We start from the raw sequence: 13,604 nt of genomic DNA, 5'->3' as shown, positions 1-13,604 counted from the left end.
GGATCACTTCGAATCCGTGACACGCCTCGGGGCTCCTCATCCTCGCGGGCGGTCTATGAGCCGGAGGACCCGGACGTGTGGGTGTAGTACGGCGGGCCGATCGGCTGAGGGGTTCCATGAACCCGGCCTCGCCCGAGGCTGCAAGGTCGAGGCGGTCAGTGGGAGGGTGATCGCTCACTGAGATGTCGGGTCTGATCCCTATACTCCCGCCCATGTCAAGATCGGCTACGTCACTCGACATCGCTTACGGCCTTCTGAATGAGGGTCGGCTGGTCGATGCTGAACAGGTCATGTTGCGGGAACTGCAGACCATCGAGCGCAGGCATGGTCGCGGGAGCCGGGAGTGGGCCTCCGTCCAGTGCGACATCGGCAATCTCCTGTTCAGTTCCGAGCAGTTCGATCGAGCGGCGGAGTGTTACCGCAGCGCATGCTCGAGTGCGCCGGACGGTGACCGGGAGGCGTACAAGGATCATCTGACTTACCGGCTCAATCTCGGCACCGTGCTGACCCTGGCCGGTCGGCTCGACGAGGCCGAGATCGAGCTGCGCCGCAATCTCCAGGAGCGGCAGGACTTCTACGGCCGTGAGCATCCCGGCTACGCCTTCGGCCTGGAACCGCTGGCCGACGTTCTCGTCCGGCGCGGCGACATCGCCCAGGCTCGGCAGGTCATCGAAGAGGCGATCGGCAATTTCTGGCGCAGCGGCCATGAGCGGGTCGCGACCGCGCTGGCACTGCGGGAGGAGATCGCCGTGGCCGGTGGCGGCGGTGAACCCTCCTTCCCAGGACTTGAGCAACTGCCGGACGAGGTCGTCGAGCAGATCGCGTTCACCGTGATCAGCCGGCCCGGCCACGATCCGGTGATCAGGAAGGCGGTTCTCGTCAGCCTGGTCGCGGCCTTGGAGACGCGGTTCGGCCCCGATCACCAGACGACGCTCAACGCGCTCTCCCATCTGGCGAACTCCGGTCGCGACATCGGAGATGAGGCGGGGCGGGTGGAGGCGATCCAGAAAGTGCTCGCCTCCTACGACCGGCAGGGCAGGGCTGAGGACGCGCTCATGGCGACGCTCGGCCTGGCCATGGCACAGGAGGAGGCCGGCGACGCGGCCGCGGCGCTGCGCACGTATGCGCAGGCCCGGACCCGGGCGGACGGCATCGGCCGACCCGAGCTCCGCGCCCAGGTGCTGAGGAACTGGGGGCTTGCCCTGTCGACCGCAAGTCGCCCGGCCGAGGCGGAAGAACGCCTGCGCGAGGCCGTGGGCGAGGCCAATCGCGGGACGGATCCCGAGATACTCGGCCGCGCGCGGATCGCACTCGGGCTCTTCCTGCAGCACATGGAGCGGCTGCCAGAGGCACGACAGATCGTGGAGGCGGGGTTGTCGACGCTGGATGTCGCGCACCCCGACGCGATCACCGGGCGAGGTCACCTCTCCGCCATCATGGCCGGCCATTCCTGCGGGTGCGGAGACGTCCAAGGCGCGCTCACTGAGGCGTTCCGCGAGTTCGTCATCGGCAGGCTGCCGCGTGACCTCCTGGCCGAACTCAACGTGACCATCGAGAACAACGACTTCGCGATCAGCGTCGAGCTCAGCCGAGAGCCGACTGAGGCCGAGCTGGAGCACATGAACCATTTGGTCCAGAGCGCGAGCGCCGAGTTCCGCGGCCGGCTGCTCTCTGGAAGATAGATCTCCACGGCATCCTGGTGTGGGCAGGAACTCGGCATGATCGCCTGAAGCTGAGATGATCATCGCGTGCCGGTGATCTGGGACAGCACGAGCGGTACGTTCGCCCCCGCGATACTGGGCCGGTGATAGCGGCGGATGACCTGGTTCGACGCCAGGATGCCATTCAGCTTGAGGCGGCGGCTGTGAGCCTCGATCTGGAACTGGAGGAGCGTCTTTCCGCTCTGGGAGATCCGGTACGGGTGGGCAGCGCCGCGCTCGGCCTGATGGTCCGCCGCGACCTCGACATGACGACCGCGTGTCCCGCTCTCGGCATCGTGGTCACCGAGGCCGTCGCGCTGCTCGGCGCCCGTCTGGCCGTGCATCCCCGCGTACGGCAGGTGCAGTTCCGCGACGACACCGGGCATTGGAACACCGATCCGGCCTATCCGGACGGTCTCTACCTCGGTGTGCGGTATCGGCTCCCTCCAGGGGCACGACTGGACGCTGGACCTGTGGTTCGTGGACGAACCCGAGCGCCAGCCCGACCTCGCCGACCTGCGGACGATGCCGCCGCGCCTCACCGGCGAAGCCCGCGTCGCGATATTGCGGATCAAGGACGCCTGGGCGGATCGGCCCGAGTACGGAACGACCGTACACAGTGTCGACGTCTACCGATCGGTGCTGGACGACGGCGTCCACACACCGGAGCAGTTCACTCAGTGGTTGTCGGCCCGGGGCCGCCGTTCCTGACCGAGGCGGGCACGAGCCGGGTCGGGCATGTGCGCGTCACCCCGGGATGAGGCCCGCTTCGTGGGCGAGGACTGCCGCTTGGACCCGGTTTCGCAGGTCGAGCCGGGTGAAGATGGCGCTGACGTGACCCTTGACGGTTCCCTCGACGAGGCCGAGCCGACGGGCGATCTGGGCGTTGGACAACCCGGCGCCCAGCAGGGCCAGCACGTCGCGTTCCCGTTCGGTGAGCGCTGCCGTCCTGGTGCGCGCGGTCGTCGCGCGGCTCAGTCCCGAGGAGCGCAGTTCGCCGATGACCCGCGCAGCCACCCTGGGTGACAGGTACGCGCCGCCCCCGGCGACCGCGTGGACGCCGGCGATCAACTCCCGGGGGTTGCCCGACTTGAGCAGGAAACCGCGGGCGCCTTCGTCGAGCGCCCGGGCCACGTAGGCGTCGTCGCCGAAGGTGGTGAGGATGGCGACGGCGACCGACGGGGCCGCGCGGGAGATCTCGGCGCCGGCGGCCAGACCGTCCAACCGGGGCATGCGGATGTCGAGCAGGGCGACGTCCGGGCGATGCGCGAGGGTGAGCTCGATCGCCTCCCGCCCGTCGCCGGCTTCTGCGATCACGTCGATGTCGGGGTCGGTGGCGAGGATGGCACGCAAACCGGCCCGGACCAGCTCGTCGTCGTCGGCCAGCAGGATCCTGATCATGATTCTTCCCGGTGGGGCAGCGTGGCCGCGATCTCGAACTCGCGATCACTTGGTCCGGCGCGGAAGGTTCCGCCGACGAGCCGCACATGTTCCCGCAGTCCTAACAGGCCGGTCCGCGTGCCGCGGCCTCGCCGCGCGTCCGGCGGCAGGGCATTGGTGACGGTGACCGCTGTGGTGCCGTCCGAGGTCGCCAGCCGCACCCGTACGGCCGCTCCGGCCGCGTGCTTCGCGGCATTGGTCAGCGCCTCCTGGACGACGCGGCGTACGGCGACGTCCACTGTCGGCGGCAGGCGCCGTTCGCCCTGCCACTCCAGCGTCACGGGCAGACCGGCCTGGACAGAGCGTTCGACGATGTCCTCGACGCGGTCCGTGACCGGCAGCAGGGGTGCGGGCTCGTCGTCCCGCAACACGGTGAGGATCTCGGCCAGACGCTCGGTCGCCTGCCCGGCTCCGGCCCGCAGCTCCGCCACCGTCGTCCGGTGCCGCTCGTCGAGCTCGGGCGCCATCTCGAGTGCTCCGGCGCGCAGCGCCAGCAGAGTCAGCTCGTGTCCGAGCGTGTCGTGCATGTCGCGGGCGATGCGCTGGCGCTCCTGCATCCGGACCCGCTCGGCGGTGACGGCGACCAGCTCGGCCTGCTGATGGAGGGAACGGCCCAGTGTCCACGGCAGTATCACCGTCAGGCCCAGCAGCAGCAGGCCGGTGCCCCACGTGTCACCCACGGTCAGGGGGAGCAGGAGGTTCAGCGCGGCCCCCGCCGCGAACACACCCAGAGCGCGGGCCGGCCGGGGCGTCCGCCGACCGGCGAGCAGGCTGAGCACGAAGATCGCCCCTGCGAAGGCGCTACTCCACACCGGGACGGCGTCGGCCATGCCCCGCGCCGTCGCGACGCTCGTCACGGCGCACACCCCCAGCGAGATGACCGGGTAGGAGGTGACGAGTGCGGTGGCCACGATGAGAGCCGGCAGGGCGCCCGCCCATGCCCACACGGGCAGCTCGGCGGAGGACAGGACGATGACGAGCAGCAGCGCCGCGAGCACGCCCTGCGCCCACGGTGGTACGGGCCACCTGGTCAGCCACATGCGGCCGTCGTTCATCACGCCGCCGACGCTATCTCGTGGCAAGTTGAGTGGATCCGTCCGGTACGGGAGGAGCTTCGGCTGAGCGGCGGCCACGGACCAGCGCCACGACGCGGATGGTCATCACGCCGATGTTCATCACGGTTGCGACGGCGGACCAGGCGACCAGCGGCGCAGAGTAGTAGCACAGCTGGACGAAGCTGATGTCCCGTCCGCCTCCGACGAGTCGACCGAGCAGGTCGGGAAGGCTGATCAGCAGGGCGAGAGGGACGAGCCTGGGCGCCAGACGCAGGGCGAGCCGCCACGACGGCCGGGTGGCGAGCCGGGTTGCCCAGTTCCGCGTGCGCCGCAGGTTGCGGACGCCCAGCAAAACGCTCAGCAGGGTGAGGCACGCCAGTATCAGGTCGACGATGAGTCGCATCGGGGCGCCCGCTTGTGGCTCGCCGCCGGTCACGAGAGTGGCCAGTTCGTCCGTCAGCGCGTCGACGCCCTCGTTGCCGAGGCCGATGCCGCTGTTGCCGATGACCGCGATGCCGTAGCCGCCGGGGAGCAGGAGCTGGTCGGAGGTGTAGGTGAACCAGATGCCGTTGTGGTGGACCCGTCCCCTCTGGTCGGTGTCCCAGCCCATGCCGTACGTCCACCGCCGGTCGGATGAGGTGTGCATGGCCGTGACGTCCGCGGCCGAGACCAGCCGGGTCCCGTTCGCGGCCAGGCCCTCGTTGTTCTGCGTGATCAGCCATTTCGCCATGTCCTCGGCGGTGGTGATCACGCCGTCGGAGCCGTTGACGAACCGGGTCGGCTCGGCGGCGGGAATCGACATGCCGTATGCGTAGACATATCCCTTGCGAACGGTATCGGGGAGATCTCGCGGAGTCTGGTTGATCGTGATGGTCGCCCGCATGCCGATCGGCTCGAACACGTGACGCCGCATGTAGTCCGCGAACGGCTCGCCGCTCACGACTTCCACCAGCCGGGCGGCGAGGTGGTAGTTCGTGTTCGTGTAGTAATGCTTCGTGCCGGGCTCGGCGGCCAGCGTCGCGTCGCGCGCACGCGTCACCGCCTCCGCCGGCGTGGCCGGCTGCGGCAGGCTCTTCTCCGGGAAGGTGCCGTCGGTGATCCCGGAGGTCTGGTTCAGCAGCTCGCGTACCGTGATTCGCGTCCCGCGAGGGTCGGCGATCCGGAAATGCGGCAGATAGTCGCGTACCGGTGCGTCCAGCGTCACCTTCCCCGCCTCGGCCAGTTGCATGACGGCGAGCGCCGTGAACGACTTGCTGACCGACGCCACCGGCATCGGCGTCGTCGCGGTCACCGCGGCGCCCGCGGAGTCATGGCCGTACCCGCCCGTGTACAGCACCTGGTCGCCCTTGGTGATGGCGACTGCGATGCCCGGATAGCCCGCCCTGTCCGCGAAGTCGGACACAACGTGTTCCACAGCCGCCTTGTCCGGCGCCGTCGTCGCGAACCCCGTGTCCGCGGCGGACGACACCACCAGCCCGGCGGCCACCGCCGCGACCACACCGGGCCACCATCTCCTGCTCTTCCGCACAACGCGCTCCCGTCGTCTCGTTGACGACGGTCACGCTAGGTATCGCGCGTTCTCGGTACAGGACCCGAAGGACACGGTCCACCCCTGACTTTCGTCAGGTCATGCGTCTGGGCTCCTGATCGGTGGGTCCCGGTCGGCCGGGGGCGGTACGTACTCAAACGTTCATGCCGGGTACGGAGCGGTCTCGCGTGCCGACCGAAGCACGCCTGCCCACCAGGCCAGCTGGTCGAGCAACGTCTTGGCGTACCCGGATGCCTCGGCGTCGAGAGGACGTCCGTCCTGCCACGCCGTGAAGTAGTTCGGGAAGGCCAGGCCGTCGCGAATCGTCACCGCGTGCAACTCGGTCAGCACGTTCTCCAGGTGCAGTACGGCATGCCTGCCACCTGCTGCGCCGCCGTAGCTGACGAAGGCGACGGGCTTGGCCGTCCACTGGGTGAAGTGCCAGTCGATGGCCGCCTTCAGCGACGCGGGATAACTGTGGTTGTACTCCGGCGTGACCACGATGAACGCGTCGGCGGCCTCCAGTGCCGAGGTCAGTGCCGCCATTCCGTCCGGGCGAAGGTAGCCGTCGCCGGCGAATTTCGGCGGTGCCGCGGGCAGGGCCAGCGGGATCTCGACCTGGGCCAGATCGACGACGTTCACATCGAACCCACCATGAGCGCGGGCCTGATCGGCGACCCACGAGGACACGACTGGACCGAACCGTCCCTCTCGGACGCTCCCGACGATGATTGCCAAATTGTGCTTGTCATCCATGCCCACCACGATCAGGCGGTCGTGACGGTGACAACCAGACCGCGCTCAGGCTGGCCCCCGGAGGGTCACGCTGAGCACGCCGCGGTCGAAGTGCGCCGCCATATGCTTCCGGCATGGGTACGCCGTTGGGGGATTTCGTCCGGGCCAAGCGCGACAGCATCCAGCCGGAGACGTTCGGGCTGCCGGAGCGTGGCCGCCGCCGCTCACCTGGTCTGCGCCGCTCGGATCTGGCCACCCGGGCCGGCGTCAGCGTGGAATACCTGACCCGTATCGAGCAGGGCCGCGACCGCAACCCCTCAGTGGCGGTGGTGAACGCGCTCGCCGATGCGCTCAGCCTCGACCCCTCGGAGCGCAACCACCTGCGCTACCTGGCCAAGATCACTGGTGGTGAATGTTCCGCACACACCCGGCCCGTACCGCCGCGCCGCGACGTCCGGCCGTCTGTTCTGGAGACACTCCGCCTCCTCGAACCGGGGATCGCGGTGGTGACGAACCGGCTGGGCGACGTCCTCGCCTACACCAGTGGCTACGAGTCGGTGATGGGTGAAATCGGGTTGCTCGACACCGGCACGCCGAATCTCACCCGCTACGTCTTCACCGACCCCGGTGCCCGGACGTTCTTCGCCGACTGGGACGACGTCGCGGACGAGCAGGTCTTCGACCTGTGGCTCGCACCATCCGTGGAGAACTCCGAATGGTTCACCGCGGAGCTCGCGCCCGTCGCCGGGCCCGACTTCACGCGGCGCCTGAACCGTCACGTGGTTCCGCGACGTGGAGTGCTCCGGCTCAACCACCCATCCGGGCACGAACTCCGGCTGCTCCGCGAGACGCTCGACCTCTCCTCGGATGCACAACAACTCGTGGTTCTCCTCCCCGCTGACGAGGCGACGGCCCAGAGCATCGATCAGCTCCGCCGTCGCCCCTCGGGCCGGCTCCGCGCGATCTCGTAACGCACCTGGTCGCGTTTTCGTCGAACTGCGGCTGAACGAAGAGTGCCTTTGATCCGGAGCGGGCGGGGCCCAAGGGTGTTCGCTCATTTCGGATCAAAGGCACTCAAATCGGGCCCGGCTCTGAAAGGGCTGGTACGAAGGGCGGTGCTCCGGGTGGATCTCAGGGCTGGACCGGCAGCGCCAGGCGGCCGGATCGCAGCGCGGCGACGACGCCGCCGTCGACGAGCAGGTCGGTGCCGGTGATGAACGACGACTGCGGGCTGAGGAGGAACGCCACCGCGTTCGCGACGTCTTCGGGTGTGCCGACGCGGCCGGTCGCGGACGCGTCGACCAGCGCTTGGATGCCCTGCCCGAGCTCGCCTGTCAGTTCGCGTCGGCCCTGTGCGGTGGAGATGATCCCGGGGCTGACGCTGTTGATCCGGGCGCCGCGCTCTCCCCAGGCCGAACTCGCCGCCTGCACGCGGAGCTGGTTGGCGCGTTTGGCGATGCCGTACCCGGTGACCGAGTCCGGGATCGCGTCCGGCTGGATGAACGGAAGGCCGCGCAGTTCCTCGATCGGCGCGGTCCGCAGAGCCGCTTCCTGCTCGGGCGTGAGTGAGACCGCCACGTTGGCCGCCATGCTCGCGATGACCACGCCGGCACCGCCATCGGCGATGACCTGGGCCATCTCCTCAAGCATGATCACGACACCGAACAGGTCGACCTCCAGGATGGGACCAGCCGCCGCCTGAGTCGCGTGGAGGCCGGCCGTGTGGATGACCTGCACGACCTGACCGGCCGCACCCGCGGCCTGGGCGAGCGCCCGCATCGACTCGCGGGAGGTCACGTCGACCTGCTGCGAGATGACGTCGTAGCCGTCGCTCCTCATGGATTCGCCCACCTTGTCCAAGGTGGCCTCGTTGAAGTCCGCGAGCAGGACCAAGTGTCCGGTCCCCTGCCTGCGAGCGATGACCTCGCCCATCCCGCCCACGCCGATGACGACGACGACGCGCTTGTGCATGAGTTGTCTCCCAGCTCTCAGCCGCGTATTTACGAGACTAATAGTCTCGCATTTGCCCCCACTGTAGCTTGGGCCCATGACGACGGGGAGGCGTGGTCGTGTCCGCAGTGAGGAGGCGCGGCGCGCGATACTCGAGGCGACCGCCACGCTGCTGGCCGCCTCCGGCTACGAGCAGCTGTCGGTCGACCGCATCGCGACCACCGCCGGAGTGGGCAAGCAGACCGTGTATCGGTGGTGGTCCTCCAAGAGCGCCGTCATCGCGGAGTGCCTGCTCGACGGATATGTCCTGTCAGATCTCATCGTGCCGGCCAAGACCGGCGACGCCCGTTCCGACGTGGGGAACTGGTTGCGGGCGCTCGTGGACTTCCTCGACGACCCGAAGAACGCCGCTCTGTTTCGCGCACTCGCCGCGGCCGCGTCCGAGAATCGGGAAGTCTCCGACCGCTTGTACGAACGGTTCTCCGGCCCGTTGCACACCGCCCTGGTCGAGTGCCTGCGTGCGGGCATCCGCGCCGGTCAGGTCCGCGACGACGCCCCCGTGCCCGCGGTCGCCGACATCCTGATCGGAGCCGTCCTCCATCGGGCCCTGGCCCACATCGCCATCCCCCTCGGCACGGTCGACGGGGTCGTGGACGCGCTCTTCTCGGGCGTCGCCGCCGCAGCCCGCGAAGACTGATACGACTGATCAGTGCTTACAGGCATGGGGTTGAGGGCAGCCGGCCGATGCGTCGCTGTATCGAACTGGCGCATACCGCAGATGGGGAAGAAGCGATATGAGCGAGCAGGAGAGCTGGCGAGAGCTCAGAGATCGCCGGATGGCCGAGTCGGGTGCGGCAGAAGCCTATGAGGCCACGCGTCTCGCCTACGAACTTGGTGAGACGGTCCGTGCGATGCGTGAGGGGCGAGGCTGGAGTCAGAACGACCTCGCACTGCCTGACGACGTGGCTTAGATCGCCTGGGTGAAACGGTCGAGCAGGTCGCGGAGGGAGTCGCGTTCGTCCGGGCTGAAGGCGTCGGCGATCCTGCGCTCGATGACCACCGCCGCCGCGTCCGCGGTGTGCAGCGCCTCGCGTCCCGCGTCGGTGAGGTGCGTCTCCAGCATCGTGCGATGCCACTGATGCGGGGCGCGCTCGATCAGACCGTGCTCCAGCAGGTTCTTCAGCACGACGGTCATCGCCTGCGGGGTGACAAGGCATTCCCTGGCCAGGGCAGCTGCGGAGATGCCCGGGTTGGCGGCCAGCGCGAGCAGGGCGGCGTACTGCGGCACAGTCAGGCCCGCTGTCTTCACCGCCGCATGCTTGGCCGCCATGAGTCGCTGCTCGGCGCGTTTCACCGCGAGGCCGAGCCGCTCCTCCACGGGCATGTCCATGTGCGGAGCCTACAAGTCAGCACGGGTATGCGAGTATTTATAGATATAAAAGCTTTGATAGCGTGATCACATGTCTGTGATTCCGGAAAGCCATCTCGACCTCCTGACTCGCCCCTTGTACGCGCACCTGGCGACGCTGATGCCTGACGGCACTCCGCAGGTGACGCCCGTGTGGACCATCTGGGACGGCGAGTTCCTGCGCTTCACCACCACGGCCGACCGGCAGAAGGGGCGCAACGCGAGCGCTCGGCCTCACGTGTCCGTCTCGATCAACGATCCGGACCAGCCGTACCGCTACCTGGAGGTCCGCGGCATTGTCGAGCGAATCGACCCCGACCCCGAGGGCGTCTTCTTCGACGTGCTGGCCAAGCGCTACGGGCTGGAGTACGAAGCGCCGGTCGGCGACGCCGAGCGCAGGGTTGTCCTCGTCGTGCGGCCCACTCGCTTCACCAGGCAGTGACACCCGGGACGGGTCCTTTCCGTCGACCTGATCGGCCTGCCGCGATCGCCGACCGGTCGAGATGCCGGATCACCCCGCGGTTAGGGGTCGCAGGGCGTCGGCGTTCCGGGCGCACCACTCGGTGAAGGTGCGGGGGCGGCGGCCGAGCAGGCGTCGCACGGTGTCGGTGCGGACTCCGGTCGTGTCCGCGCGCATGATCGCGGCGGCTTCGAGAATGGCGTCGGCAAGGGGCTTCGGTGCACCGGCAGGGTAACGGGACCGGACGATCTCCTCTGGGGAGGCCGCCGCGCGGACCTCGATGTCGCGGCCGATCGTGTCGGCGATGATCTCGACCTGCTCGGCGATGGTGAGTGTCTCGTTGCCGGTGAGGACGTAGGTCTGGCCGGCGTGGCCGTCCTCGGTCAGTACGAGGGCGGCGACGGCGGCGATGTCGGCCGGATCGATCGGAGCGGACCGGCCGGGCCCGATCGCGTCGAGGACGAACCCCTCCTTGTGGATGGACGGCACCCATTCCAGGGCGTTGGTCGTGAAGCCGCCGGGACGCAGGACCGTGGACGGTATGCCGGACATGCGCAGGAGTTGCTCGCGTTCGTGGTGCCAGCGGCCCATGGCGGGCACCGGATCGCCGAAGACCCAGATGGACGACAGCAGCACGATGTGGCGCACTCCTGCGGTGCGGGCGGCGGTGACGGCGTTGGCGGCCTGGGCGACGCCGATGCCCGGGGTGAGCAGGAACAGCCGGTCGATGCCGTCGAAGGCGGGGGTGAGCGTCGCGGGTTCGTCCAGGTCGCCGACCACGCGCTCGGCGCTTGCGGGAAGATCGGCCGCGCGGCTCGGGTCGCGGACGAGGATGCGGAACTCCGCATTCCTTTCGTCGAGCTCTCTGACCAGCTCGCGGCCGATTCTGCCGGTGGCTCCGGTCGCAAGTATCATCGACACTCCTAGTCATTTGCCGTCTAACGATGTGGCGTTCGGGAAGATTAGCCGGTTAATGATTAGCCGTCAATCGACCTGTTTCCGGAGGTGGCGTTGCCCGAGTTCCTTGACTTGCACAGCCGAACGACGAAGGTGCTGCGTGGGCTGGCCGAGACCGCCATGCGCCGCCACGGCCTGCACCAGGGGCAGGATCACCTGCTGGCGGCGTTGTGGGAACGCGATGGCAGCACGCCCGGCGAGATCGCCGCCGCGCTGCATGTCACCACGCCTACCGTCGTCAAAATGGCCACCCGGATGAGCGCCGTCGGCCTGCTGACCCGTCGCCGCGACGAACATGACAGCAGGCTGGTGAGGCTCTGGTTGACCGACGCGGGCCGGGCGCTTCAGGGGCCGGTCGAGGCCGAGCGCCGCAGTCTGGAAGAGAAGGTCACCGCCGACCTGACCGAGGACGAGCGCCGCCAGTTGATGATCGCGCTGACCAAGGTCTACAAGTCGGGCAGCGACCTGCTGTGACCACGGCTGTACGGCTCGAGCGCGTCCCCGGGATCACTGTGCCGCTCCGCGGCGGGGTGAGCTTGAGCCCGTGCTCCCCAAGGGGGGTGCTTTCGTTCGCAGCTCTTGTCGACCTGCTTGAGATCCGCCCCTGGAGCACTCCGTGGCTGCCCTGCCGCGGCGGCGTGCCGCGAGTCGACGCCCCCTTCGTCATTGTCCGGCTATCAGAAGGTGTACTGACTCATGATGGTGCCGTGAGCAGTAGCAATGCCGACGCGGTCACCTTCTCGGACCTGTCGAGAAACCCCAGGGCGTCGCCGAACGCGCTGCGCGTCTCGGCCGAGTATGTGTCACTCACCGCGATGCGCGCCGCGGAACTGGATGTTGATCTCACCGCGCAGGAAGTGATCGCAGGCTGGCGGGCGACCGCTCGGATCAAGGCTGACCCTGGAACCATGCCCAGGCGCGCAAGGCTACGAGCGGCGACTTTGGGCCGGTAGAGGTTTCAGCGTGAGTCTGAAGCGTGGAGATCGGGTTACGGTCCCACCTCCTGACGGTGAATGGGATATCAGGTTCGGCACCAGTGACGCGGTCAAGGGGGTGGGAGGAGTCTCCGTGCGGAAGATGGGCGCCCCCCGAGCCTCGACGCTTCGCATATTCCGCATACATCTTCGCGTAAATCGAATCGTCTACCGCGTGTATCCAGACGAGCCTGCAGATCGGCGGGTGGACGAGACGTCCGGCTACAGCAGCCTCGTTGGCACCAGCGTCAAGCTAAGTGACCCTTCAGGTCGCTGCGTGCGAGCAGTCACTTGTTCTTCTGTATATCTATCTATACAGTTCTTGTATGACTGTTCTCCATGACGCGACCGAGCTCACGGTCACCGAGGCCGCGCAGCGTGGGGTGGCACGCCTGGTGGCTGATGCGGAGCAGGGTGCGGATCTGGTGGTAACCCGCCGGCACCAGCCGATCGCGGCAGTCGTGAGTATGCGACGTCTCAACGAGTTGGAAGAAGCCGCAGCAGACCTGCGGGATCTGGCCTTGGTTCTCGTCAGAGCCGCCACGGACACGGGGCGGCGGACGTCGATGGACGAGGTCCTATCCGCCTTCGGGCATACCCGTGAGTCGCTGGCTGCGCTTCCGGATGACGACGAGTAGCAGTGTCCGACGTCGTATTCACCGACCCGGCCATTGATGATCTCCGAAGGATCGGCCCGGATGCCGTACCCAAGGTCCTCAAGAAGATCCTCCTCCTTTTGGAGAACTCGGAAGCGGGCTACCCGCTGGGCGGTGAGCTGACCGGGTTCCGGAAGCTTGTCGTGGGGCGGAACATGTGGAGGGTCGTCTACCGGATCACTGACGACAAGATGGTTGAGATCTGTGAGATTTGGGCGGTCGGAGAGAGGGCTGACGCCGAGGTCTACGCCGAAGCCCAGGCACAAGTCCGCGCGGCCGGAGGTTCACGGCCCGACGTTGTCCGCCTCGGCGAAGTCATCGATCGTCTGGGTGCTTTCACCGATCACATCCGCATCGATGAGATGCCGGTGCGCGAGCCGGTACCCGACTGGCTTGCCAATCGATTGATCTACACGGCCGGCATGGCTCGGGAAGCTGTGGCAGCACTCGACCTGGAAGAAGCCGTCGATCTTTGGGCGGAGTTCCGCTCCAAGTCCCGCTAGCCCTCGCCGGCGTTCACGCTGAAACGCGTGCTGTTCGACGCCGGGCCACTGCGGCATCGTTGGCACCAGCGTCAAGCTAAGTGACCCTTCGGCGTAGGGTCCGGCGGGAGTGACGGGCTCGTCTGGGGGAGTAGCCGGCGGGTGAGGCGTCAAGACGAGAGGGGGGCGTGTACGAGCGGCTCGACTTAAGAACGCGAGTTCCTGCACGTAGAACGTGCAACTTGCGTAAGCTGCAAGC

The 13,604-nt window shown here is 67.9% G+C and carries 17 protein-coding genes; 9 read left to right on the top strand and 8 right to left on the bottom strand.

The genetic code is table 11. The features are described 5' to 3' along the window. The first annotated feature begins 182 nt into the window (after positions 1-182). Entirely contained in the window at positions 183-1,682 is a 1,500-nt protein-coding gene (locus Pph01_RS14640) for a tetratricopeptide repeat protein (RefSeq protein ID WP_204073628.1), read from the top strand. Positions 1,683-1,741: 59 nt separating this feature from the next. Here Pph01_RS14640 and Pph01_RS14635 read toward each other — a convergent pair whose 3' ends face one another. Next, positions 1,742-2,086 (bottom strand): hypothetical protein, encoded by a 345-nt coding sequence (locus Pph01_RS14635; protein ID WP_204073627.1) that lies wholly within the window; start codon positions 2,084-2,086, stop codon positions 1,742-1,744. A gap of 40 nt (positions 2,087-2,126) precedes the next feature. Here Pph01_RS14635 and Pph01_RS14630 point away from each other — a divergent pair, with 40 nt between their 5' ends. Next, on the top strand, positions 2,127-2,411 hold the full coding sequence (locus Pph01_RS14630; RefSeq protein WP_204073626.1) for a hypothetical protein: 285 nt from the start codon (positions 2,127-2,129) through the stop codon (positions 2,409-2,411). 36 nt (positions 2,412-2,447) lie between these two features. Here the strand turns inward: Pph01_RS14630 and Pph01_RS14625 are convergent, their stop codons facing one another. From Pph01_RS14625 to Pph01_RS14610, 4 genes are all read right to left on the bottom strand, one after another. Continuing rightward, positions 2,448-3,101 carry a response regulator gene (locus Pph01_RS14625; protein ID WP_204073625.1) on the bottom strand — a complete coding sequence of 218 codons (654 nt, stop codon included), beginning with the start codon at positions 3,099-3,101 and terminating at the stop codon, positions 2,448-2,450. Beyond that, positions 3,098-4,195 carry a sensor histidine kinase gene (locus tag Pph01_RS14620; RefSeq protein ID WP_239116722.1) on the bottom strand — a complete coding sequence of 366 codons (1,098 nt, stop codon included), beginning with the start codon at positions 4,193-4,195 and terminating at the stop codon, positions 3,098-3,100. Before Pph01_RS14620 ends, Pph01_RS14625 begins: the two co-directional genes overlap by 4 nt. A gap of 13 nt (positions 4,196-4,208) precedes the next feature. Next, positions 4,209-5,723 (bottom strand): serine hydrolase domain-containing protein, encoded by a 1,515-nt coding sequence (locus tag Pph01_RS14615; protein ID WP_239116695.1) that lies wholly within the window; start codon positions 5,721-5,723, stop codon positions 4,209-4,211. Between the two features lie 162 nt (positions 5,724-5,885). Next, positions 5,886-6,479, bottom strand: a complete 594-nt coding sequence (locus Pph01_RS14610; RefSeq protein ID WP_204073623.1) for an NADPH-dependent FMN reductase — start codon at positions 6,477-6,479, stop codon at positions 5,886-5,888. 113 nt (positions 6,480-6,592) lie between these two features. Between Pph01_RS14610 and Pph01_RS14605 the strand changes: the two genes are divergently transcribed. Continuing rightward, positions 6,593-7,429, top strand: coding sequence for a helix-turn-helix domain-containing protein (locus tag Pph01_RS14605; RefSeq protein ID WP_204073622.1), 837 nt, complete (start codon positions 6,593-6,595; stop codon positions 7,427-7,429). Between the two features lie 160 nt (positions 7,430-7,589). Here Pph01_RS14605 and Pph01_RS14600 read toward each other — a convergent pair whose 3' ends face one another. Then, entirely contained in the window at positions 7,590-8,429 is an 840-nt protein-coding gene (locus tag Pph01_RS14600; protein WP_204073621.1) for an SDR family oxidoreductase, read from the bottom strand. A 76-nt stretch (positions 8,430-8,505) separates the two neighbouring features. Between Pph01_RS14600 and Pph01_RS14595 the strand changes: the two genes are divergently transcribed. Then, positions 8,506-9,105, top strand: a complete 600-nt coding sequence (locus tag Pph01_RS14595; protein ID WP_204073620.1) for a TetR/AcrR family transcriptional regulator — start codon at positions 8,506-8,508, stop codon at positions 9,103-9,105. Positions 9,106-9,375: 270 nt separating this feature from the next. Here the strand turns inward: Pph01_RS14595 and Pph01_RS14590 are convergent, their stop codons facing one another. Continuing rightward, complete coding sequence (locus Pph01_RS14590; RefSeq protein ID WP_204073619.1) at positions 9,376-9,798, bottom strand: MarR family winged helix-turn-helix transcriptional regulator; 423 nt, start codon at positions 9,796-9,798, stop codon at positions 9,376-9,378. A gap of 70 nt (positions 9,799-9,868) precedes the next feature. Between Pph01_RS14590 and Pph01_RS14585 the strand changes: the two genes are divergently transcribed. Continuing rightward, the gene (locus tag Pph01_RS14585; RefSeq protein WP_204073618.1) at positions 9,869-10,258 is read left to right on the top strand and encodes a PPOX class F420-dependent oxidoreductase; all 390 of its coding nucleotides are present in this window, start codon (positions 9,869-9,871) and stop codon (positions 10,256-10,258) included. Positions 10,259-10,327: 69 nt separating this feature from the next. On the opposite strand, the gene Pph01_RS14580 is transcribed toward Pph01_RS14585, so the two are convergent. After that, positions 10,328-11,191 carry an NAD(P)H-binding protein gene (locus tag Pph01_RS14580; RefSeq protein WP_204073617.1) on the bottom strand — a complete coding sequence of 288 codons (864 nt, stop codon included), beginning with the start codon at positions 11,189-11,191 and terminating at the stop codon, positions 10,328-10,330. Positions 11,192-11,287: 96 nt separating this feature from the next. Here Pph01_RS14580 and Pph01_RS14575 point away from each other — a divergent pair, with 96 nt between their 5' ends. From Pph01_RS14575 to Pph01_RS14560, 4 genes are all read left to right on the top strand, one after another. Beyond that, the gene (locus tag Pph01_RS14575) at positions 11,288-11,707 is read left to right on the top strand and encodes a MarR family winged helix-turn-helix transcriptional regulator (RefSeq protein WP_204073616.1); all 420 of its coding nucleotides are present in this window, start codon (positions 11,288-11,290) and stop codon (positions 11,705-11,707) included. A 233-nt stretch (positions 11,708-11,940) separates the two neighbouring features. Then, positions 11,941-12,186 (top strand): hypothetical protein, encoded by a 246-nt coding sequence (locus Pph01_RS14570; protein ID WP_239116694.1) that lies wholly within the window; start codon positions 11,941-11,943, stop codon positions 12,184-12,186. 347 nt (positions 12,187-12,533) lie between these two features. After that, on the top strand, positions 12,534-12,845 hold the full coding sequence (locus Pph01_RS14565) for a type II toxin-antitoxin system Phd/YefM family antitoxin (protein WP_204073615.1): 312 nt from the start codon (positions 12,534-12,536) through the stop codon (positions 12,843-12,845). Between the two features lie 2 nt (positions 12,846-12,847). Next, positions 12,848-13,366, top strand: a complete 519-nt coding sequence (locus tag Pph01_RS14560; RefSeq protein WP_204073614.1) for a type II toxin-antitoxin system RelE family toxin — start codon at positions 12,848-12,850, stop codon at positions 13,364-13,366. Positions 13,367-13,604: the final 238 nt, after the last annotated feature.

The organism is Planotetraspora phitsanulokensis (assembly GCF_016863295.1).
Taxonomy (GTDB): Bacteria; Actinomycetota; Actinomycetes; order Streptosporangiales; family Streptosporangiaceae; genus Planotetraspora; species Planotetraspora phitsanulokensis.
This window is presented reverse-complemented; position numbering and strand designations above follow the sequence as displayed.

Coding starts and splice junctions, on each gene's coding strand:
- Pph01_RS14565 (WP_204073615.1), top strand. CDS start 12,534: ATGACTGTTCTCCATGACGCGACCGAGCTCACGGTCACCGAGGCCGCG.
- Pph01_RS14595 (WP_204073620.1), top strand. CDS start 8,506: ATGACGACGGGGAGGCGTGGTCGTGTCCGCAGTGAGGAGGCGCGGCGC.
- Pph01_RS14600 (WP_204073621.1), bottom strand. CDS start 8,429: ATGCACAAGCGCGTCGTCGTCGTCATCGGCGTGGGCGGGATGGGCGAG.
- Pph01_RS14620 (WP_239116722.1), bottom strand. CDS start 4,195: ATGAACGACGGCCGCATGTGGCTGACCAGGTGGCCCGTACCACCGTGG.
- Pph01_RS14605 (WP_204073622.1), top strand. CDS start 6,593: ATGGGTACGCCGTTGGGGGATTTCGTCCGGGCCAAGCGCGACAGCATC.
- Pph01_RS14610 (WP_204073623.1), bottom strand. CDS start 6,479: ATGGATGACAAGCACAATTTGGCAATCATCGTCGGGAGCGTCCGAGAG.
- Pph01_RS14580 (WP_204073617.1), bottom strand. CDS start 11,191: ATGATACTTGCGACCGGAGCCACCGGCAGAATCGGCCGCGAGCTGGTC.
- Pph01_RS14585 (WP_204073618.1), top strand. CDS start 9,869: ATGTCTGTGATTCCGGAAAGCCATCTCGACCTCCTGACTCGCCCCTTG.
- Pph01_RS14640 (WP_204073628.1), top strand. CDS start 183: ATGTCGGGTCTGATCCCTATACTCCCGCCCATGTCAAGATCGGCTACG.
- Pph01_RS14590 (WP_204073619.1), bottom strand. CDS start 9,798: ATGGACATGCCCGTGGAGGAGCGGCTCGGCCTCGCGGTGAAACGCGCC.
- Pph01_RS14625 (WP_204073625.1), bottom strand. CDS start 3,101: ATGATCAGGATCCTGCTGGCCGACGACGACGAGCTGGTCCGGGCCGGT.
- Pph01_RS14635 (WP_204073627.1), bottom strand. CDS start 2,086: ATGCCCGGTGTCGTCGCGGAACTGCACCTGCCGTACGCGGGGATGCAC.